Consider the following 19,766-nt stretch of genomic DNA (forward strand, 5'->3'; position numbering starts at 1 on the left):
GCCTAAAGAAAGAGTGCGCTTCCTCTATTTATTGGAAGCGCTTCAATCTTTTGGGATTTAATGCGTATTCCGCAGTGCGGACTGAGTCGTTACACTAGCCGCTATATTCTGATGTGTAGTTAAGTAGGGATACGCTTTATGTCTATTTCCATAACGAAAAGCGCCGTTTCATTGTGCGCTATTGCGGTTTTGGCCGCTTGTACCGCTTCGCCGACAGGGCGCGACCAAATATTGCTCTACTCTGATCAAGAGATGTCCTCTCTGGGCGGACAGTCGTTTGAGCAGATCAAACAGCAAGAGAAAATTTCTGGCGACAGTAGCCTTAACCGCTATGTGCAGTGTGTGGCGCGTCATATCACTGCGCAAGTACCACAACAGTATCATCAAGCTGGGTGGGAAGTGGTTGTGTTTGATAGTGAGCAAGCGAATGCTTTTGCACTGCCTGGAGGCAAAATTGGGGTTTATACCGGTTTGCTTAAAATAGCGCAAAATCAGGACCAACTGGCTGCGGTTATCGGCCATGAGGTGGGGCATGTTATGGCTGATCACAGTAACGAACGGTTAACTCACAATCAACTGGCTGGGGTAACTATGGCCGTGGCTGGCGCAGCGATTGCCGCATCGGATTCGGACGACTCAGCAATGTGGATGGCGGCGCTAGGGCTCGGTGTACAGGTGGGCGTGATGCTGCCTTACAGTCGTACCCAGGAGTCTGAGTCGGATGTGATTGGTTTGGATCTGATGGCACAAGCAGGCTTTGACCCGACTCAAAGCGTGGCGCTGTGGCGGAATATGGCGAAAGCTAGCAGTGGTCAACCGCCTGAATTTTTCTCTACGCATCCCTCCCATGACACACGAATTGCTGACCTTGAGTCAAATATGTCCAGAGCTCAGGGTATTGCAGCGAAAGCGCATAATAAGGGGCTTAACCCTAAATGCCGTTTGTAGTTGTTAGCAGGCAAAAAAAAATCCTCTACCAAAGGTAGAGGATCTGTATATAACAGACGGGGCATTGCCCGCTAAAAACACAAAGGACTTGGCTAACAACAAAACTTGTTCACAGAACCGTGATTAACGGGTCCAGGAAAAGTGGTAACGCTTAGTTACCGGAGCAGGTCTCTGCTGCTTGGTATCACGACCGCTGAGCAAAGTTTTCAGCGCGACGAGATCGTATAAATTCAACATGCTGATCTCCTTAACTAGTGGCTGTTGAAGTAATTCGTTTCGATGGAGGAATATTAATGTGATCTTCTTCACAAATCAACCTGTTTTGTAATTTAGTTACGAAATAATGTTACTGGACTGGGTGTGTAGAGTGTTTTTGCTTGATCTAAATCACTTTAAACAAGCTGTTTGGAAGTTTTGTGTAATTTATTTTCACTTTATCTTTGCCTGACGCTTGTCAGTTGATGTTTGAGAGTCAACGAAATGGCGATATAAGATGATGCCGCTTTCTAGTTGTTCAGTTTTTGAGAGCTTGAAGTTTGATCTGTCCACTATTGATGTATCGTAAAAGCATTCGTTCTGCTTTACTTAAATGAAATTGAACAGGAATACAGATTGATGACTTGTTATTCTCGCCGTTTTCTTTTTCCTGCGTTGCTTTGCAGTTTTGTTTTTGCAACAAGCAGCAATGCTGTGGAATTACCGCAAGCAAAAGTGGTGGGCGGTGTACCCTCTGAAATAGGCGCCACGGAATGGATGGCCAGCGTGCAGTTTCTGCCTCAGGGGGCAGATAACATATTTATCCCATCCCATATCTGTGGCGGTACGCTGATCGCACCTGGGTGGGTAATGACCGCTGCGCATTGTGTTGATAACGCGCAGCCTCTAGAGATAGTGGTTGTGCTTGGAATTGAGAATTTGCAAGCACAACGCCGAAGTGATCAGTTTAAAGTTGATCAAGTGCTGATTGGGCAAGATTTTAACGGTACAAGTTTAGATAATGATATCGCCTTATTACACCTGTCTAGTTTTTCCAATAGCCCACAAATAGCACGCGCATCACAATCCGAAACCAATACGCTAAGTAATCAGTTTCCTCTCAACTTGGTAGGCTACGGGATCACTGATCCGGATAGTGGTGAGGCGAGCGATCGCCTGCAAAGTGCGGTGCTCCCCTATCTAGCTACCTCGTTATGCCGCAGTGAATTTCCGTCAGGTTGGGTAACCGATAATATGATCTGTGCTGGCGGGGTTGTTGGTATCGATTCATGTAGCGGCGACAGTGGTGGCCCTTTGTATGAAGGAGAAGGCGATCAGGCGGTGCAATATGGCATTGTTAGCTGGGGACTTGGCTGTGATGTTGGCTCTCCTGGGGTGTATACGCGAGTAGCTAATTACAATGATTGGATTGATTCCACGATCACAGGCTTTAGTGTCAGCAATCCGGTGAGAATGCCGTTTATTGCTCATGGGATCCCGCAGCAGGTTAGCGTACCTTTGGTCAACAACGGCACGGATGCTCTGCTAATTAATAGCATAGTGACTGATGATGCCAGCGAATTTCAGCTTTCTCAAAACTGCCTGGGTGAACTGAGCGCTAACACCACTTGTCAGCTACAGATCACGGCTAATCCGCAATCTGCCGGTCAGCAGAATACAGATCTGCAGATAACAACCAATCAGCAAAGCTATGACAGTGAAGTTATTGCGCAAGTTTTACCTGAAGACACGTTTGACGGCGCCTTTGAACAGAGCGAATTACGCTGGTTCAACGGTGGTGATCGGAGTTGGCGGGATAGTGGTGTGGCAGGCCCAGCCGGCGGTGACTCACTTACTGCCAGCTTTTCTTCTATAGCATCAGGAAGTGCTGCGTTGATGGTGATGTCTGCTGAAGCGGGGCAGCTCACGTTCAGCTGGCGGCTGGAAGGGGATAGCCAATCGCTGCAGATGCTTAATTTGTATCAGCAGCCCGGTGATTTAGAGAGTGCTTTGATCTCTTTAGATAGTTGGCGCTCAGTGGTGACGACGTTGACTCCTGGGGTGCCGGTCACGATTGAATTTGTTTCTTCGGGTGATGGTACCGGCATCATTGCTGACGTCGTATTCACACCCGAAGGGCAAGTTATTGATCCTCCGATAATTACCGATCCCGTTGATAGTGACGGCGGCGGCGGTGGTGGTGGCCCCATAGGCTTACTTAGCTTATTCAGCTTGCTCGCTTTAAGTTGGTTTAAACGCGCAAAACCTTGATCCCTGCTGCCTGCATCCATAGACTAGCGCCTCATTTATATCGGCGTCACGTTGAGGTGTTGGGTGCAGGTTTCTGATTTTCATTTTGAATTGCCAGATGAGCTGATTGCTCGTTATCCGATGGCTGATCGGACCGCCAGCCGCTTACTGCATTTGGAAGGCACCGACGGTGCAGTGCATCATCGCCAATTCACTGATATTGAATCCTTAGTTGAGCCCGGTGATCTGGTTGTGTTTAATAATACCCGAGTGATCCCCGCACGCCTCCATGGCTGTAAATCCAGCGGTGGTAAAATTGAAGTGTTGGTGGAGCGGATCCTTGATGACCACCGCGTTCTAGCTCATGTTCGAAGTTCAAAATCCCCTAAAGCTGGCGCACAACTCCTGCTTGAAGATCAGATCAAAGTGGAGATGTTAGGACGTGATGATGCGCTGTTCGAACTTGAATTTGATCCCGCTAAAACGGTTTTAGAATGGTTGGAGCAATACGGTCACATGCCGCTCCCTCCCTATATCGACCGTCCGGATGAAGGCGCCGATCGTGAACGTTATCAAACCGTATATAACCAAAAGCCAGGTGCGGTTGCGGCGCCTACCGCAGGCTTGCATTTTGATGACGCCATATTGCAACGTTTGCAAGAAAAGGGCGTTGAACAGGCTTTTGTGACTCTGCATGTCGGCGCTGGTACGTTTCAACCGGTTCGCGTTGATCAAGTCACCGAGCATAAGATGCATAGCGAGTATGCTGAAGTGTCTGACGACGTGGTGGCAAAAATATTAGCCACCAAAGCAGCAGGCAAGCGGGTGATCGCTGTGGGAACCACCTCTGTGCGCTCACTTGAAAGCGCTGCGCAAGCATCGATTGCTGCAGGTCATGAGCAACTGCAACCGTTCGCCGGTGAGACCGATATCTTTATCTACCCTGGTTATTCTTTTCAGATTATTGATGCCATGGTGACCAACTTTCATTTACCTGAATCGACATTGATCATGCTGGTCAGTGCCTTTGCCGGATACGATGCGGTGATGAATGCTTATGCTGAGGCGGTTGCAGAAAAGTACCGTTTCTTTAGTTATGGCGATGCCATGTTTGTTACCCGCAAGCCGTAGTGATTTTTGTTACTATGAGCGGCTATTCACTTACTGTTTAATCAGCGCCGGACTGTATTTCCGGTGGCGGAGTCACTATGAAAATGCAATATGAGTTACTGGGTACGGATGGCCGTGCTCGCCGTGGTCGTTTAGTGTTTGAACGCGGCACGGTTGAAACCCCTGCGTTTATGCCTGTGGGCACCTACGGTACGGTAAAGGGGATGACGCCGGAAGAGGTCGCGGATAGTGGGGCTCAGATCCTTTTGGGAAATACCTTTCATCTGTGGCTGCGCCCCGGTGTCGAGATCATGGAAGCCCACGGTGATCTGCATGACTTTATGCAGTGGCAGGGCCCCATATTGACCGACTCTGGCGGTTTTCAGGTATTCAGTTTGGGTGATATTCGGAAGATCACTGAGGAAGGTGTGCATTTCCGTCATCCAATTAATGGTGACAAAATCTTTCTCGATCCTGAAACATCGATGGATGTGCAGTACTCCCTCGGTTCCGATATCGTCATGATCTTTGACGAATGTACACCATACCCTGCGACCCACGAGCAAGCTAAAACATCGATGGAGCTTTCGTTGCGTTGGGCGGCGCGCAGCCGTAATCGTTTCGATGAGGCGAATAATCCCAATGCCCTGTTTGGCATCATTCAGGGGGGGATCTACGAAGATCTTCGTGACCAGTCGTTGGAAGGCTTGATGGCAGTAGGGTTTGACGGTTATGCGGTCGGTGGCCTGGCCGTGGGTGAGCCGAAAGAAGAGATGCACAAAGTGCTGGAATATATCGTGCCTAAGATCCCAGAGGATAAACCCCGCTACCTGATGGGTGTCGGTAAGCCAGAAGATCTGGTGGAAGGGGTGCGTCGTGGTATTGATATGTTTGATTGTGTGATGCCGACCAGAAATGCGCGTAATGGACATCTGTTTGTTGACGATGGTGTGATAAAAATTCGCAACGCTGTGCATAAGACAGATACGGGCCCACTGGATCCGACCTGTGACTGTTACACCTGTAAGAATTATAGCCGTGCTTATCTGCATCACCTTGATCGCTGTAACGAGATCCTCGGTGCTCGTTTGAACACTATTCATAACTTGCGCTTTTATCAGCGGGTGATGGAAGGTTTACGCGGAGCAATTGAGCAGGGTAAATTAGACGACTTCGTCACAGAATTTTATGCCAAACGCTCAATGCCGGTTCCAGAGTTGAAAGACTGATAATTGGCCCCATATAAAAGAAAATTTTGCATTAGAAATAACCTAAGGAAAATCCACAATGTTTATCGCAAATGCTTACGCTGCTCCAGGCGCACAACCGCAAGCTGGTGGTTGGGATATGATCATCATGTTGGTGATCTTCGCTGCAATCTTCTATTTCATGATCTATCGTCCACAAGCCAAGCGCGTGAAAGAGCATAAGAACCTGATGTCTGCGTTGGGCAAAGGCGACGAAGTGCTGACCCAGGGTGGTATTGTTGGCAAAGTAGCCAAAGTCTCTGATGAGAAAGAGTTCATTGTCATCTCATTGGCTGACAATATGGATGTGACTGTTCAGAAGTCTGCTGTTTCCGCGATCTTGCCTAAAGGCACGCTGAAGTCCCTGTAATTTTCAACGCAAGGAATCGTTGCGTGTTAAATCGTTACCCATTGTGGAAATACCTGATGCTGATGTTTGTCCTCGGCATCGGGGCGCTCTACGCCGTGGCAAACCTGTATGGTGAAGATTTCGCTATTCAGGTATCAGCTCAGCGTGGTGCTGAAATAGATGAACAGGTACTGCTTGATGTTAAGCAAACCTTAGAGCAGAACGATATCGCTTACCGTGGCCTCTCAAATGAAGAGGGGCGTTTGTTGGTACGTTTGACCAAAGAAGAAGACCAACGAACGGCTCAGGACGCGGTTACTCAGGCGCTTGGCGCCAAATACGTAGTCGCGCTTAACCTGGCTTCAGCTCAACCTGAATGGTTGAAAGGCATTGGTGGGAACCCGATGAAGCTGGGTCTCGACCTGCGTGGCGGTGTTCACTTCCTGATGGAAGTGGATATGAAGTCGGTGGTGGCGAAAGCCGAAGAGAGTATGGTGGCAGACTTCCGTAGTTTGCTGCGAGAAGAGAAGGTGTATGGCGCTTCTGTTAGGCAAGTGGCTGGACAGGGTGTTGTTGTCCGTTTCCGTAAAGCCGAAGATGTGGAACGTGGTGAAGATCTACTGTCTGCCAAGTTTCGCGATCTGACCTTCTTTGAAGGTGCGGATGGCATGTCGCTACGCACTACGATGAGCGAACAGATGCTGAAAGAGCAGCGCGAATATGCTGTGCAGCAAAACATCGTTATTTTGCGTAACCGGGTTAATGCCTTGGGTGTAGCTGAGCCACTGGTACAGCGCCAAGGCGCCGACCGTATCGTGGTTGAACTGCCGGGTGTGCAAGATACCGCGCAAGCGAAAGAGATCTTGGGTAAAACAGCCACCCTTGAATTCCGCAAAGTAGATGAAAAGCATGATGTTCGTGATGCGTTGGAAGGTCGTGTACCAGCCGGTACACAATTGCTGCAAGACCGTAGTGGTCGTCCCTACTTGTTAGAGAAGAGAATTATTCTTGATGGTGCCCATATCACTGATGCCGGATCTGGCTCGGATGAATATGGTCGGCCTCAGGTAAATATCAGCCTTGACTCTAGCGGCGGCGGCAAGATGTCGAAGTTCAGTAAAGATAATGTCGGAAAGTTGATGGCGACCGTGTTTATTGAGTACCAGCCATCCGGCCGCGTCGATAAAGATGGTAAGCAGATCTTGGTGAAAACTGAAGAGGTAATCAATGCGGCGAACATCCAAACTCGTTTGGGCCGTAACTTCCGTATCACTGGTATCGATTCGCCCCAGGAAGCACATAACCTTGCACTGCTATTGCGCGCTGGCGCATTGATAGCACCGATCAGTATCGTTGAAGAGCGAACTATTGGCCCAAGCTTAGGTAAGCAGAACATCGATGCAGGTACACAGGCGATCCTGTGGGGCTTTATTGCCGTTGTATTGTTTATGTTGGCCTATTATCGCAAGTTTGGCATTGTTGCCAACATGGCGCTTATCGCCAACTTGGTTTTGATTGTCGCTGTGATGTCTCTGTTGGGAGCCACCCTGACACTGCCGGGCATGGCGGGTATCGTTTTGACGGTAGGTATGGCGGTGGACGCTAATGTACTTATTTTCGAACGTATACGCGAAGAGCTGAAAGAGGGGCGTTCACCGCAACAGGCTATCCATTACGGTTATGACAACGCGTTTTCTACTATTGCAGATGCGAACATCACCACGTTTATCACGGCGTTGATTCTGATGGCGATTGGTAGCGGCCCGATCCAAGGGTTTGCTGTCACGCTGGCGGTTGGTATCGCTACATCCATGTTTACTGCCATTGTTGGCACCCGCGCCATTGTTAATTTGGCCTGGGGCGGCAAGAAACTGGCTAAGCTGCCAATCTAGGAGTTGATGAGATGTTTCAGCTATTAAATTTTAAAGACACAGTCCAGTTTATGGCATTCCGCGGATTATTCCGTTGGGTGTCATTGATACTGGTGGTCGGCTCTATCGCCATATTGTCTGTGAACCGTTTGAATTGGGGCCTGGATTTCACCGGTGGAACCTTGGTGGAGTTGGGTTTTGAGCAACCGGCAGATATCCCTGCGATCCGTACCGTATTGGAAGCCAATAATTTTGCTGATGCTGTGGTGCAACATTTTGGCTCTAGTCGTGATGTTGTTATTCGTATGACACCACGTGATGGCATCGATGCGGCTAAAGTCGCTGATGACTTAGTGGCGGGTTTGAGAGCCAGTGATGTCGGTACGTTTGAGTTGCATCGTATTGACTTTATCGGTCCGACGATCGGGGCTGAACTGCGTGAAACGGGTGGCTTGGCGACCTTGGTGGCACTGCTCTGTATTCTTGCTTATGTCACGATGCGCTTTGAATGGCGTTTAGCACTGGGGGCCGTTGCGGCATTGGCCCATGACGTGATAATTACGTTAGGCGTGTTCTCACTGTTTAAGCTGGAGTTTGATACCACGGTATTAGCGGCGATCTTGGCGGTGATTGGTTACTCACTTAACGATACTATCGTGGTGATGGACCGGATCCGTGAAAACTTCCGCAAGGTGCGTAAAGGCGAAGTGGAGGAGATTATCAATATCTCACTCACACAAACCATGTCACGTACCGTGATCACCTCGTTGACTACGCTATTAGTGTTGATCGCTTTGTTCTACCTCGGTGGTGCATCGATTCACGGCTTTGCGACAGCATTGTTGTGTGGTGTATTGGTGGGTACATACAGCTCCATTTACGTGGCCAGCACTATCGCTATGGGCCTAGGTATTAGTCGTGAAGATCTGATGCCAACTGAAGTCGAGAAAGAGGGTGCTGATCAGGATCCTATGATGATGTAGCTGTCAGCTACTTATCTGATGTTATCTCGATAAAAAAGGGGGCCGTTAGGCCCCCTTTTAATTTGCTTACTCACTTACTGGCTTACTCTACAGTTGTTGCTGGCCTGTGCAATGCAGTAAAGCGCTCAGGGTGCTGCTCCATGGCTTCTGCGATGGCATACGGCTGTAGACCAGGGTCATCTGACATATCACTCAGTGCATCACTGGATTGCACAAAAACATCTTGTGCCAATTGATCGTCCAGCTCTACTAAAGCAAGCTCGGTCTGCTGTTCAATGACCTCTGCAATTGCTCGCTTAGATTGTACGATCACATCTTTATCCAGTTGATAATCCATCTCCAAAAGAGTTTGCTCAGTCTGCACTCTGACCACATCTCTAACTTGCTCTTGGTGAAGGACAACTTCATATCTCTGCACTGCCGGCTCTGCGTTTGCCACCGATGCTGCAAAAACTGTGGCGAGAAGTACCAGCGGGATCCTTGTGTTTTTCATTATTTCATCTCCTAACGCCTGCTTAGTGATCAGGCGTATGTGAATACTGGCTCTAAAACGGTATTAAAGCTCCACACGGAATGTAAAATTCTATGAATCTATATTCGTTATTTCTTCTAACTTATGGTTATTCATTAGAAAAATTAATTGTTAATAAACATTTCACTTAGAAAAACTTATTAATCCATTGAGTTAAAAGGTTTTTTTATAATATGAAGCAAAACTAAGTGATTAGACATTAAACCACAATATATCTATGGTTAATGTGGTGGTCTGATCTGTCAATTGGTTGCTACAGCCGTGGCAAATGAAATTGACGCGCAGTTTACCCTTCAGTTGACGGTTACTATAGTGGTGTGCTTTATGCAGGAGTGCAGAAACCCCATTGGTAATGGGGTGTGGGCGGATGAAACAAAAAAAGCCCGCTTGGTAGCGGGCTTTTGTCTAAATAAGGCTAAAAAATTACCGGCTAAGTGCGGGTGTCAAATGGGGGCGCATTCCCTGCAGCATATCTTTGACAACTTTTGGGCTACCCGCAACCACGTTGCCACTTTCGACATGATTATGGCCACCAGTAAAGTCTAAGACCAGTCCGCCCGCTTCTTTCACTAACAGTTCGCCTGCAGCGGTATCCCATGGCTTGAGGCCAATTTCCCAAAAACCGTCGTAGCGACCTGCGGCAACATAGGCGAGATCCAATGCGGCCGAGCCTGCGCGACGAATATCGGCGGCTTGGTTGAAGAAGGTGGTGAAAATATTCAGGTAATTTTCCAGATAATGCTTCTGCTTAAATGGAAAGCCTGTTGCTAATAGTGTGCCTGTTAACTCTTTGGCATTGCTGCAGCGCAGACGGTAACCGTTAAGCTGGGCACCCGCACCACGGCTGGCGGTGAATAGTTCATTGCGCATAGGATCAAAGACCAGCGCTTGATCTAGGCTGCCTTTGACCTTCAGGGCGATAGAGACAGAAAAGTGTGGTACGCCGCGCAAAAAGTTGGTGGTGCCATCGAGAGGATCGATGATCCATTGGTAATCGGAGTCCGCACTTCCATGAATGCCGCTCTCTTCGCCGATGATCTGATGATCTGGGTAGGCTTTGAGAATGGCATGGACGATCGCTGCTTCCGCTTCACGATCGACGTTTGTTACGAAGTCATTGCTGGATTTCTGCTCAGCTTCGACCAAGTCGAGCTGTTCATAAGCACGACAAATAATATTACCTGCACTGCGCGCAGCGCGCACAGCGATGTTCAGCATGGGATGCATAGCCGGTTACCACTTCTGTCAAAGAACAAGGAAAAGCGGGCGGATTATAGCAGAGCGGCCAGAACAGGCAATGATTCCTGCCATTTTACTCTCTCTATGGTACACTTTCGCTCCTTTTTTTCGCTAGTTTGAGAACACTAAGATGCTGGACAATATCCGCATCGTGCTGATAAGCACTTCGCATACAGGAAACATGGGATCCGCGGCGCGGGCAATGAAAACCATGGGCTTAAGCGAGCTCTATTTGGTGAATCCTGAATCTGAGCCTGATGGCAAAGCAACCGCGCTGGCTGCCGGCGCGAGCGACATCGTTCATTCTGCCAAAATCGTAGGCTCTTTAGATGAAGCGATTAACGATTGCGGTTTGGTGATTGGTGCCAGTGCCCGTTCACGCACCCACAGTTGGCCAATGCTTGAGCCGCGTGAATGTGGCGAGAAAGTTTTTGTCGAATCACAGAAACACCCTGTTGCTTTGGTATTTGGTCGTGAAAGCAGTGGTTTGACCAATGAAGAGCTGCAGCAGTGCAACTTTCACGTCCATATTCCTGCCAATCCTGACTACAGCGCACTGAACTTAGCGATGGCAGTGCAGGTGTTATGTTATGAAGTCAGGATGGCGATGCTGGCTTCGGCCCAGGCGCCGCAAAAGCAGGCGAGTGAGCTGGAGTATCCTTTAGCGAACGAGATGGAAGGCTTTTATCAACACCTTGAACAAGCATTGAAAGATACGGGATTTATTGTGCCCCAACATCCGGGTACCGTATTAACTAAGCTGCGTCGCTTGTTTAATCGTGCGCGACCAGAAGCGCAGGAGTTAAATATGCTTCGGGGCGTGTTGTCTTCCGTGCAGAAAGCGGCACGTAAGTAATTTGCGCCAGTGCCGGTCCTGAGATAAATCAAGAGTAACTTTGCGAGGACGCTAAGCAGATGTTTCAAAGGATTAAAGAAGACATCAATTGTGTGTTTGAACGGGATCCCGCGGCACGCAATGCCTTTGAAGTACTGACCAACTATCCTGGGCTGCATGCCATCTGGTTGCACCGTCTAGGGCATTGGTTTTGGAGCCGCCGTTTGTTTTGGCTAGGACGCACTGTCTCATCATTTAGCCGTTTCATTACCGGAATTGAGATCCACCCTGGGGCGACCATTGGTCGACGCTTTTTTATCGATCATGGCATGGGGATTGTGATCGGTGAAACCGCTGAGATTGGCAATGACTGTACCCTCTATCATGGTGTGACTCTTGGGGGAACCAGCTGGAATGCGGGTAAACGCCACCCAACCTTAGAAGATAATGTGGTGGTTGGTGCCGGCGCCAAAGTACTTGGTCCAATAACCGTGTGTACGGGCGCGCGAGTCGGCTCTAACGCCGTGGTTGTGAAAACGGTTAATCCGGAAGCGACCGTGGTCGGCATTCCTGGTCGCGAAGTGGTTCCAGCCAAGTGCAAAGAAGCGATGAAGGAGAAGCACGCTAAGCGTAGTGAGCTGGCGCAGCAGTATGGCTTTGACGCTTACGCTGTCTCTCCAGATAACCCCGATCCTGTCGCCAATGCGATCGGCCAAATGCTTGACCATATGCACTTGATGGATAAGCGTATGGGCGAATTGAGTAAGGCGCTGGTGGCAATGAATTGTGAGGTAAAGGTGAAAGATCTGCCTGAATTGGAGATCGAAGCGTTTGCCGAAGATGAGCAGAAAGCAGCGCTTGAGCGTAAGCAAGAAAGAGATGCATTCGACCCGAGTATTTAATACCTGAGTAAAATGGTTGGTTAAATACTTGACCTTAATAGTCGGGTATGTGATGATCTAAATCAAATAGTAACACAATTGGTATGTGATCATGAGACTAACTTCGAAAGGACGCTATGCCGTAACCGCCATGTTGGATGTGGCGCTGCATACTCAGCAGGGGCCAGTGCCGCTGGCTGATATCTCCGAACGTCAGGGGATCTCTTTATCCTACCTCGAACAGCTGTTCTCGAAGTTACGTAAACATGGCTTAGTTAACAGTGTACGCGGTCCTGGAGGCGGTTATCTGCTTGGACAAGAAGCGGATGCTATTGCTGTTGGCATGGTTATCAGTGCTGTGGATGAATCAGTGGATGCCACTCGCTGCCAGGGTAAGGGCGATTGTCAGGAAGGAAATCAGTGCCTGACACACTCCCTTTGGTGTGAATTGAGTGACCGTATCAGTGGCTTCCTCAATGGCATCACATTGGGAGAGCTGGTTGCTCAAAATGAAATTAAAGATGTGGCACGTCGGCAGGAGAATGGCCTTTCTCCGACGCTGAAGGGTCGCAAGATTAGTGTTAATTGCCAAGTTTGAATTTTAGCTGCCTAGCATAGGGCGGTTGTCACTGGAGACAATAATGAAGCTTCCTATTTATCTGGATTATTCAGCCACTACGCCGGTGGATCCTCGTGTTGCAACAAAAATGGCTGAGTGTCTGACCTTGGATGGGTGTTTCGGGAACCCTGCCTCACGCTCACACCGTTTTGGTTGGCAGGCAGAAGAGTTGGTTGATATTGCTCGCAACCAGATAGCAGAGCTAGTGAATGCCGATCCCCGAGAAATTGTTTTTACCTCGGGTGCGACAGAGTCAAATAATCTAGGGATTAAAGGCGCTGCTCACTTCTATAGCAAGAAGGGTAAGCACATCATTACCCTGAAGACCGAGCATAAAGCTGTGCTTGATACTTGTCGCCAGTTGGAGCGAGAAGGTTTCGAAGTGACTTACCTTGATGTCGAAAGCAACGGTTTGGTTGACTTGAATAAGTTGGCATCCGCAATGCGCGATGACACGGTGCTGGTATCCGTGATGCACGTTAATAACGAAATTGGCGTGATCCAGGATATTGCGACTATCGGTGAGATGTGTCGCGAACGTAAGATTATTTTCCACGTTGATGCCGCCCAAAGCACAGGTAAAGTCAAGATTGATTTGCAAAACCTGAAAGTGGACTTGATGTCATTTTCTGCCCATAAAACCTACGGTCCTAAAGGGATTGGCGCATTGTATGTGCGTCGTAAACCACGTATCCGTATCGAATCCCAGATCCATGGTGGTGGCCATGAGCGCGGTATGCGTTCAGGTACATTACCTGTGCATCAGATTGTTGGTATGGGCGAAGCGTTCCGTATTGCTAAAGAAGAGATGGTGGCGGAAAACGAGCGCTTGATGGGTTTGCGTGAACGCTTATGGAATGGTGTTCAAGATATTGATGAGGTCTATCTTAACGGTGACTTGGAGCATCGCGTTGCCGGTAATTTGAATATTAGTTTTAATTTCGTCGAAGGCGAGTCACTGATCATGGCACTGAAAGATCTTGCCGTGTCTTCTGGATCAGCCTGTACCTCTGCCAGCCTCGAACCATCATACGTACTCCGTGCGTTGGGGCTCAATGACGAATTAGCGCATAGCTCAATCCGTTTCAGTCTTGGCCGCTTCTCTACCGAGGAAGAGGTTGACTACGCACTGAAGGTGATCCACGACGCCATCGGTCGTCTCCGTGAGATGTCTCCGCTTTGGGAGATGTTTAAAGACGGTGTCGATCTGGAAAAAGTTGAGTGGGCACACCACTAAAGGTTTATGTCCTTAGGGCAAAGGAGTTATTACAATGGCTTACAGTGATAAAGTAATCGATCATTATGAAAACCCGCGTAACGTCGGTTCATTCGATAAGAATGATCCAAATGTTGCTACCGGTATGGTTGGCGCCCCCGCTTGTGGTGACGTAATGAAGTTGCAACTTAAGATCTCTGAACAGGGCGTTATCGAAGATGCCAAGTTCAAGACTTATGGTTGTGGCAGCGCAATTGCGTCAAGCTCTCTGGTAACAGAGTGGGTGAAAGGTAAAACCCTTGATGAAGCCGGTGAGATTAAAAATACCACCATCGCTGAAGAGTTGGCCTTACCACCAGTGAAGATCCACTGTTCAATTTTGGCTGAAGATGCGATTAAAGCCGCGATTGATGATTACAAACAGAAGCACAGCGCCTAAGTAGCAAGAGGTATTTAACGCTATGGCAATAACCATGACCGATGCGGCCGCAGAGCGCGTCACCACGTTTTTAAAAAATCGTGGTAAAGGCCTGGGCTTGCGCTTGGGTGTGAAAACCACCGGATGCTCCGGTCTCGCTTATGTTCTGGAGTTCGTTGATGAACTTCAGGAAGGTGACGAGACCTTTGAGGAGCAGGGGGTGACCATCATCGTTGATAAAAAGAGTTTGCTGTATCTTGATGGTACCCAGCTAGATTTTGTCAAAGAGGGGCTGAACGAAGGGTTTGAATTTACCAACCCTAACGTGAAGGATGAGTGTGGCTGTGGTGAGAGCTTTACCGTTTAATCATCATGGATTATTTCGAGCTATTTGATCTGCCGCACCGCTTTGACGTCAAATCCGCGCAACTGTCGGAGACGTTTCGTAAGCTTCAGAGTGCCGTACATCCTGATCGTTTTGGCGCGGCCAGTGAGCAGGATAAACGGATCGCTCTGCAGCGCTCAGCCCATATCAATGACGCCTATCAAACCCTGAAGCACCCGTTGTCTCGGGCTGTTTATATGCTCTCAACGGCTGGTCATGACCTAAAGTCAGAGCAAAAGAGCTTTTCTGATACTGCATTTTTAATGCAGCAGATGGAGTTTAGAGAGCAGCTTGACGATATCAAAGCGAACCAGGATATGGACAGTTTGCTGGCAATGCAGTCAGACGTCGATGCAGAGATAACGCGTTACCTTGCGCGTATCGGTGAGGCGCTTGATGCCCCAGCTAAAGGGGACTATGCCGATGTCGCTGATGAAGTCAGACGGCTAAAATTCTTCTACAAATTGAACGATGAACTCGCTGAGCTGGAAGACGCTCTGATTGATTTTTAACTCATCATAAGTAAATTGGATCCATGGCACTACTGCAGATAGCTGAACCAGGCTTAAGCCCTGAACCTCATCAGAAAAAGTTGGCCGTTGGTATCGATCTTGGTACCACAAACTCTTTGGTTGCGACAGTGCGCAGTGGTCTGGCAGAGCCTCTGCTAGATGAACTAGGCCAAGCCATGTTGCCTTCGGTTGTTCATTACATGGCCGATAGTATTAATGTCGGTGCAGATGCGTATCGGAACGCCAGTGCTGATCCGGAAAACACCATCGTTTCTGTAAAACGCTTTCTTGGGCGTACATTGGACGAAGTGCTTGCCCATTATCCGCATTCTCCCTACCAGTTCGGCAAGACCGAAAATGGCTTAGTCAGCATTGAAACGACACAAGGCATGGTGAACCCTGTTGAAGTGTCGGCTGAAATTCTCAAGCGTCTTAAGTTACGTGCAGTTGATGCGCTAGGCGGCGAGCTCGAAGGCGCAGTGATCACCGTGCCAGCCTATTTTGATGATGCGCAACGTCAGGGCACCAAAGATGCGGCCGAGTTGGCCGGGCTAAAAGTGCTTCGTTTACTCAATGAGCCAACCGCTGCCAGTATTGCTTATGGATTAGATGTGGGCCAAGAGGGCATTATTGCCGTATATGATCTTGGTGGCGGCACTTTCGATATTTCCATCCTTCGTCTAAGCCGAGGCGTTTTCGAGGTGCTCGCCACCGCCGGCGACTCGCAATTGGGAGGCGACGATCTCGATCATCTGTTAGCTGAGCATATTAGCCGGCTGGCTGGGATAACAGATGATCAAACTTCGGCGCGCTTAAAGCGCGAACTGATGCATGTGTGTCGCGACTGTAAAGAGCAGTTAAGTCATGCAGAGAACGCTTCTGTTACGCTGTCACTTGATGGCGATAAGCAGTGGCAAGGTGAGATCACCCGTACCGAGTTTGAGGCGCTAATCGCACCACTGGTAAAACGAACCATTCAGGTCAGCCGCCGGGCAATGCGCGATGCGCAAGTGACCACTGATGAGGTTATTGAAGTGGTGATGGTGGGCGGTTCCACCCGCGTGCCTCTGGTTCGTCAGCAGGTGGGTGATTTCTTTGGTCGCCAACCGCTCACTTCCATTGATCCAGATAAAGTAGTGGCGGTAGGTGCAGCGATACAAGCTGATATCCTTGCAGGCAACAAACCTGATTCTGATATGTTACTGCTGGACGTTACACCACTGTCTCTTGGACTCGAGACTATGGGCGGACTGGTGGAGAAAGTGATCCCCAGAAATACCACCATCCCTGTTGCTCGCGCGCAAGAGTTTACTACGTTTAAAGATGGCCAAACCGCCATGGCTATTCACGTAGTGCAGGGCGAACGTGAACTGGTGAGTGATTGCCGTTCATTAGCGCGCTTTGAATTACGTGACTTACCGCCGATGGCCGCTGGCGCCGCACATATTCGCATTACTTTCCAAGTGGATGCCGATGGTTTGTTATCCGTGACAGCGATGGAAAAGTCTACGGGCAAGAAAGCTTCCATTCAGATAAAACCCTCTTATGGGCTGAGTGATAATGAGATCGCCACGATGATCAAATCGTCTATGGAGCATGCAGAGGAAGATATGCAGGCGCGTATGCTGGCGGAGCAACGTGTCGAAGCCAAGCGTGTGGCTGAGTCTTTGCATGCTGCACTACTAGCTGACGGCGATGCGCTACTTGCTGAAGGCCAAAAACAGTTGATCATTGAAGGGCTAAATGAACTGTCCCTTAGCGCTGAAGGGAGTTGTCCTGAAGCAATAAAACGGGCTATTGAGAAAATGGATAGTCTGAGTCAAGATTTTGCTTCCCGCAGAATGGACCAATCGATCCGTAAGGCGCTGACTGGTAAAGCAATTGATTCAGTAGATAAGGTTTAAAGAGATGCCGAAGATTATTTTTCTCCCCCATGAAGAGTTATGTCCGGAGGGGATGGAAGTGGAAGCAGAAGAGGGCGTAACCGTACTGGATGCTGCGTTACAGAATGGTATCGACATTGAGCACGCCTGCGAAAAATCTTGTGCCTGCACGACTTGCCACGTCATTGTGCGCGAGGGGTTTGACTCTCTCGAGCCAAGCGACGAGCTGGAAGATGACTTGTTAGACAAAGCGTGGGGGTTGGAGCCTGAGTCTCGTTTAAGCTGTCAGGTAGTGATGGAAGATGAAGACTTGGTGGTTGAAATACCTAAGTACACGGTAAATATGGTGTCTGAACGCCATTAATTTAGTCGTTTATATTTGCGCTAGTTAGCCAAGGTTGCGAAGATGGGATTAAAGTGGACTGACAGTCTGGATATCGCCATTGAGTTGGTTGAATTGCATCCAGATGTGGATCCAACGCAAGTCAGATTTACCGAGCTGAGAGAGTGGGTCATTGCGTTGGATGAATTTGATGATGAGCCTGGGCATTGCGGCGAGCGAGTGCTTGAAGCGATCCAGATGGCATGGATTGAAGAAGCGGACTAGTTAACTTGATTTCATGATGTGAAATAGCGCACCATGATCCGCTTTCGTTCCATTGTCGAGCAGTGCTCTCTCACATATAATCCGCGCGTCAAAAAAAAGAGCCCACTGACTGGACCACTATAACTTTGGGAAAGCTAACATGGCATTACAGCGCACTTTTTCTATCGTCAAACCGAACGCAGTCGCAGATAACAATATCGGTGCTATCTATCATCGTTTTGAGACCGCGGGTTTAAAAATTATTGCATCAAAGATGCTTCACCTGAGCAAAGAGCAGGCCGAAGGCTTTTACGCTGAACATAAAGGGCGTCCTTTTTTCGCTCCATTGGTTGAGTTTATGACCTCTGGTCCGTTGATGGTGCAGGTACTTGAAGGTGAAGACGCGGTATCTCGTAACCGTGAGATCATGGGCGCAACTAATCCTGCGGATGCATTGGCCGGCACTCTGCGCGCGGACTATGCGACTGAGATGAGAGAGAATGCAGTTCACGGCTCTGATGCTCCAGAATCAGCGGCGAGAGAAATTGCCTATTTCTTCAGTGATGACGAAATCTGCCCACGCACTCGTTAATGGATAACGAGGGCTGGCAAAAGGGGGCTTAGGCCCCCTTTTCATTTGTTAGTAGTAAAAAGCGGCTAAAAAACGTACAATGCGCGGCCGCGTTAGATGTCATCAGTGCTGAGCACCGACGGCGATAAGTTTTTTGAGTTAATGCGTAGGGCGTGAGCTGTTCAACCTACGTATCTATTGAGGCAAAGCATGAGCAACCAAGCTAACAAGATAAACCTACTGGATCTGGACCGAGATGCACTGCGTGAGTTTTTCGCCGAATTGGGTGAGAAGCCGTTTCGTGCCGATCAGGTGATGAAGTGGATTTATCACTATGGCATGGAAGATTTTTCGCAAATGACCAACCTCAATAAGGTATTGCGCCAAAAACTGACTGAGCGCGCAGAAGTGCGGGCACCTGTCATCAGCCAAGAGCAACGCAGTAGTGATGGCACCATCAAATGGGCGATGACGGTCAGCGGTGGGCAGGAAGTGGAAGCGGTTTATATTCCTGAAGAAGATCGCGCAACCTTATGTGTCTCTTCACAAGTTGGTTGTGCCCTTGAATGTACGTTTTGTTCAACGGCTCAACAAGGTTTTAACCGTAACCTAAAAGTGTCGGAAATCATTGGCCAGGTGTGGCGCGCAACCCAGGTGATTGGTTTTATGGGCTCTGGTGGTAACCGTGCTATTACCAATGTCGTGATGATGGGAATGGGTGAGCCACTACTCAACGTTAACAACGTGGTACCCGCCATGAAGCTAATGATGGAAGATTTTGGTTTTGGTATCTCCAAACGCCGTGTGACGTTAAGTACCTCGGGTGTGGTACCTGCATTGGATCAATTGGCTGAGAAGATTGACGTAGCACTGGCTATTTCACTGCATGCGCCAACGGATGAGTTGCGTAATGAGCTGGTACCGATTAACAAAAAATATAATATCGAGACCTTTTTGCAATCGGTACGTAACTACGTCAACAGTTGTAATGCTAACCGCGGCAAGGTGACGGTTGAGTATGTGATGCTGGATCATGTCAATGACAGCACCGATCAGGCGCATGAGTTGGCGGAGTGTCTTAAAGACACACCAAGTAAAATTAATCTGATCCCATGGAATCCGTTCCCAGGTGCTCCTTACGGACGTTCCAGCAACTCTAGGATTGATCGTTTTTCTAAGGTGTTGATGGAAAAGGGGTTTACCGTGATTGTGCGGAAAACTCGTGGCGATGATATTGATGCAGCTTGCGGGCAATTAGCGGGAGATGTGATCGACCGCACGAAGCGAACCCTTAAAAAGCGGATGCAAGGTGAATCAATTTCAGTAACAATGGCTTAGCCTCCTTCAGTCACCCT

20 protein-coding genes and 1 pseudogene are annotated in these 19,766 nt (G+C 48.8%); 19 read left to right on the plus strand and 2 right to left on the minus strand.

Features of this window, described 5'->3' with window-relative positions; all coding sequences use genetic code 11:
• Window positions 1-138 precede the first annotated feature (138 nt).
• From DU002_RS13350 to secF, 7 genes are all read left to right on the plus strand, one after another.
• On the plus strand, window positions 139-948 hold the full coding sequence (locus tag DU002_RS13350; protein ID WP_114338897.1) for a M48 family metallopeptidase: 810 nt from the start codon (window positions 139-141) through the stop codon (window positions 946-948).
• Between the two features lie 615 nt (window positions 949-1,563).
• Window positions 1,564-3,195: a trypsin-like serine protease gene (locus tag DU002_RS13355; RefSeq protein ID WP_114338898.1), complete on the plus strand. Its 1,632-nt coding sequence runs from the start codon at window positions 1,564-1,566 to the stop codon at window positions 3,193-3,195.
• Between the two features lie 63 nt (window positions 3,196-3,258).
• Window positions 3,259-4,305 (plus strand): tRNA preQ1(34) S-adenosylmethionine ribosyltransferase-isomerase QueA, encoded by a 1,047-nt coding sequence (gene queA, locus DU002_RS13360; protein ID WP_114338899.1) that lies wholly within the window; start codon window positions 3,259-3,261, stop codon window positions 4,303-4,305.
• 83 nt (window positions 4,306-4,388) lie between these two features.
• The gene (gene tgt / locus DU002_RS13365) at window positions 4,389-5,513 is read left to right on the plus strand and encodes a tRNA guanosine(34) transglycosylase Tgt (protein WP_114339047.1); all 1,125 of its coding nucleotides are present in this window, start codon (window positions 4,389-4,391) and stop codon (window positions 5,511-5,513) included.
• A gap of 58 nt (window positions 5,514-5,571) precedes the next feature.
• A complete protein-coding gene (gene yajC, locus DU002_RS13370) occupies window positions 5,572-5,901 on the plus strand; it encodes a preprotein translocase subunit YajC (RefSeq protein WP_114338900.1) in 330 nt (109 codons plus the stop codon).
• A gap of 23 nt (window positions 5,902-5,924) precedes the next feature.
• On the plus strand, window positions 5,925-7,772 hold the full coding sequence (secD, locus tag DU002_RS13375; protein WP_114338901.1) for a protein translocase subunit SecD: 1,848 nt from the start codon (window positions 5,925-5,927) through the stop codon (window positions 7,770-7,772).
• Between the two features lie 11 nt (window positions 7,773-7,783).
• On the plus strand, window positions 7,784-8,734 hold the full coding sequence (gene secF, locus DU002_RS13380) for a protein translocase subunit SecF (protein ID WP_114338902.1): 951 nt from the start codon (window positions 7,784-7,786) through the stop codon (window positions 8,732-8,734).
• A gap of 82 nt (window positions 8,735-8,816) precedes the next feature.
• On the opposite strand, the gene DU002_RS13385 is transcribed toward secF, so the two are convergent.
• The gene (locus DU002_RS13385; RefSeq protein ID WP_114338903.1) at window positions 8,817-9,227 is read right to left on the minus strand and encodes a hypothetical protein; all 411 of its coding nucleotides are present in this window, start codon (window positions 9,225-9,227) and stop codon (window positions 8,817-8,819) included.
• A 462-nt stretch (window positions 9,228-9,689) separates the two neighbouring features.
• Complete coding sequence (gene suhB, locus DU002_RS13390; RefSeq protein ID WP_114338904.1) at window positions 9,690-10,493, minus strand: inositol-1-monophosphatase; 804 nt, start codon at window positions 10,491-10,493, stop codon at window positions 9,690-9,692.
• 142 nt (window positions 10,494-10,635) lie between these two features.
• Between suhB and trmJ the strand changes: the two genes are divergently transcribed.
• The 12 genes and pseudogenes from trmJ (at window position 10,636) to DU002_RS13450 (ending at window position 19,749) form a co-directional block, all read left to right on the plus strand.
• The gene (trmJ, locus tag DU002_RS13395) at window positions 10,636-11,361 is read left to right on the plus strand and encodes a tRNA (cytosine(32)/uridine(32)-2'-O)-methyltransferase TrmJ (RefSeq protein WP_114338905.1); all 726 of its coding nucleotides are present in this window, start codon (window positions 10,636-10,638) and stop codon (window positions 11,359-11,361) included.
• Between the two features lie 56 nt (window positions 11,362-11,417).
• Window positions 11,418-12,242 (plus strand): annotated as a pseudogene (gene cysE / locus DU002_RS13400) (serine O-acetyltransferase); the annotation flags it as partial.
• A 91-nt stretch (window positions 12,243-12,333) separates the two neighbouring features.
• A complete protein-coding gene (gene iscR / locus DU002_RS13405; protein ID WP_114338907.1) occupies window positions 12,334-12,819 on the plus strand; it encodes a Fe-S cluster assembly transcriptional regulator IscR in 486 nt (161 codons plus the stop codon).
• A gap of 43 nt (window positions 12,820-12,862) precedes the next feature.
• Window positions 12,863-14,077: an IscS subfamily cysteine desulfurase gene (locus DU002_RS13410; protein ID WP_114338908.1), complete on the plus strand. Its 1,215-nt coding sequence runs from the start codon at window positions 12,863-12,865 to the stop codon at window positions 14,075-14,077.
• A 34-nt stretch (window positions 14,078-14,111) separates the two neighbouring features.
• Window positions 14,112-14,495 (plus strand): Fe-S cluster assembly scaffold IscU, encoded by a 384-nt coding sequence (iscU, locus tag DU002_RS13415; protein WP_114338909.1) that lies wholly within the window; start codon window positions 14,112-14,114, stop codon window positions 14,493-14,495.
• Window positions 14,496-14,517: 22 nt separating this feature from the next.
• Entirely contained in the window at window positions 14,518-14,841 is a 324-nt protein-coding gene (gene iscA, locus DU002_RS13420) for an iron-sulfur cluster assembly protein IscA (protein WP_114338910.1), read from the plus strand.
• A gap of 5 nt (window positions 14,842-14,846) precedes the next feature.
• Complete coding sequence (gene hscB / locus DU002_RS13425; protein WP_114338911.1) at window positions 14,847-15,371, plus strand: co-chaperone HscB; 525 nt, start codon at window positions 14,847-14,849, stop codon at window positions 15,369-15,371.
• A 23-nt stretch (window positions 15,372-15,394) separates the two neighbouring features.
• Window positions 15,395-17,275, plus strand: a complete 1,881-nt coding sequence (hscA, locus tag DU002_RS13430) for a Fe-S protein assembly chaperone HscA (RefSeq protein ID WP_114338912.1) — start codon at window positions 15,395-15,397, stop codon at window positions 17,273-17,275.
• 4 nt (window positions 17,276-17,279) lie between these two features.
• Complete coding sequence (fdx, locus tag DU002_RS13435; protein WP_114338913.1) at window positions 17,280-17,618, plus strand: ISC system 2Fe-2S type ferredoxin; 339 nt, start codon at window positions 17,280-17,282, stop codon at window positions 17,616-17,618.
• A 42-nt stretch (window positions 17,619-17,660) separates the two neighbouring features.
• Window positions 17,661-17,861 carry a Fe-S cluster assembly protein IscX gene (gene iscX / locus DU002_RS13440; RefSeq protein WP_114338914.1) on the plus strand — a complete coding sequence of 67 codons (201 nt, stop codon included), beginning with the start codon at window positions 17,661-17,663 and terminating at the stop codon, window positions 17,859-17,861.
• A 139-nt stretch (window positions 17,862-18,000) separates the two neighbouring features.
• Entirely contained in the window at window positions 18,001-18,432 is a 432-nt protein-coding gene (gene ndk / locus DU002_RS13445; RefSeq protein WP_114338915.1) for a nucleoside-diphosphate kinase, read from the plus strand.
• 189 nt (window positions 18,433-18,621) lie between these two features.
• Window positions 18,622-19,749 (plus strand): bifunctional tRNA (adenosine(37)-C2)-methyltransferase TrmG/ribosomal RNA large subunit methyltransferase RlmN, encoded by a 1,128-nt coding sequence (locus DU002_RS13450; RefSeq protein WP_114338916.1) that lies wholly within the window; start codon window positions 18,622-18,624, stop codon window positions 19,747-19,749.
• Window positions 19,750-19,766 lie beyond the last annotated feature (17 nt).

The sequence above is a fragment of the Corallincola holothuriorum genome, from assembly GCF_003336225.1.
Classification (GTDB): domain Bacteria; phylum Pseudomonadota; class Gammaproteobacteria; order Enterobacterales; family Neiellaceae; genus Corallincola; species Corallincola holothuriorum.

Coding starts and splice junctions, on each gene's coding strand:
- hscA (WP_114338912.1), top strand. CDS start 15,395: ATGGCACTACTGCAGATAGCTGAACCAGGCTTAAGCCCTGAACCTCAT.
- fdx (WP_114338913.1), top strand. CDS start 17,280: ATGCCGAAGATTATTTTTCTCCCCCATGAAGAGTTATGTCCGGAGGGG.
- DU002_RS13450 (WP_114338916.1), top strand. CDS start 18,622: ATGAGCAACCAAGCTAACAAGATAAACCTACTGGATCTGGACCGAGAT.
- suhB (WP_114338904.1), bottom strand. CDS start 10,493: ATGCATCCCATGCTGAACATCGCTGTGCGCGCTGCGCGCAGTGCAGGT.
- DU002_RS13350 (WP_114338897.1), top strand. CDS start 139: ATGTCTATTTCCATAACGAAAAGCGCCGTTTCATTGTGCGCTATTGCG.
- ndk (WP_114338915.1), top strand. CDS start 18,001: ATGGCATTACAGCGCACTTTTTCTATCGTCAAACCGAACGCAGTCGCA.
- tgt (WP_114339047.1), top strand. CDS start 4,389: ATGCAATATGAGTTACTGGGTACGGATGGCCGTGCTCGCCGTGGTCGT.
- iscX (WP_114338914.1), top strand. CDS start 17,661: ATGGGATTAAAGTGGACTGACAGTCTGGATATCGCCATTGAGTTGGTT.
- DU002_RS13410 (WP_114338908.1), top strand. CDS start 12,863: ATGAAGCTTCCTATTTATCTGGATTATTCAGCCACTACGCCGGTGGAT.
- iscR (WP_114338907.1), top strand. CDS start 12,334: ATGAGACTAACTTCGAAAGGACGCTATGCCGTAACCGCCATGTTGGAT.
- DU002_RS13385 (WP_114338903.1), bottom strand. CDS start 9,227: ATGAAAAACACAAGGATCCCGCTGGTACTTCTCGCCACAGTTTTTGCA.
- secF (WP_114338902.1), top strand. CDS start 7,784: ATGTTTCAGCTATTAAATTTTAAAGACACAGTCCAGTTTATGGCATTC.
- iscU (WP_114338909.1), top strand. CDS start 14,112: ATGGCTTACAGTGATAAAGTAATCGATCATTATGAAAACCCGCGTAAC.
- yajC (WP_114338900.1), top strand. CDS start 5,572: ATGTTTATCGCAAATGCTTACGCTGCTCCAGGCGCACAACCGCAAGCT.
- iscA (WP_114338910.1), top strand. CDS start 14,518: ATGGCAATAACCATGACCGATGCGGCCGCAGAGCGCGTCACCACGTTT.
- hscB (WP_114338911.1), top strand. CDS start 14,847: ATGGATTATTTCGAGCTATTTGATCTGCCGCACCGCTTTGACGTCAAA.
- trmJ (WP_114338905.1), top strand. CDS start 10,636: ATGCTGGACAATATCCGCATCGTGCTGATAAGCACTTCGCATACAGGA.
- DU002_RS13355 (WP_114338898.1), top strand. CDS start 1,564: ATGACTTGTTATTCTCGCCGTTTTCTTTTTCCTGCGTTGCTTTGCAGT.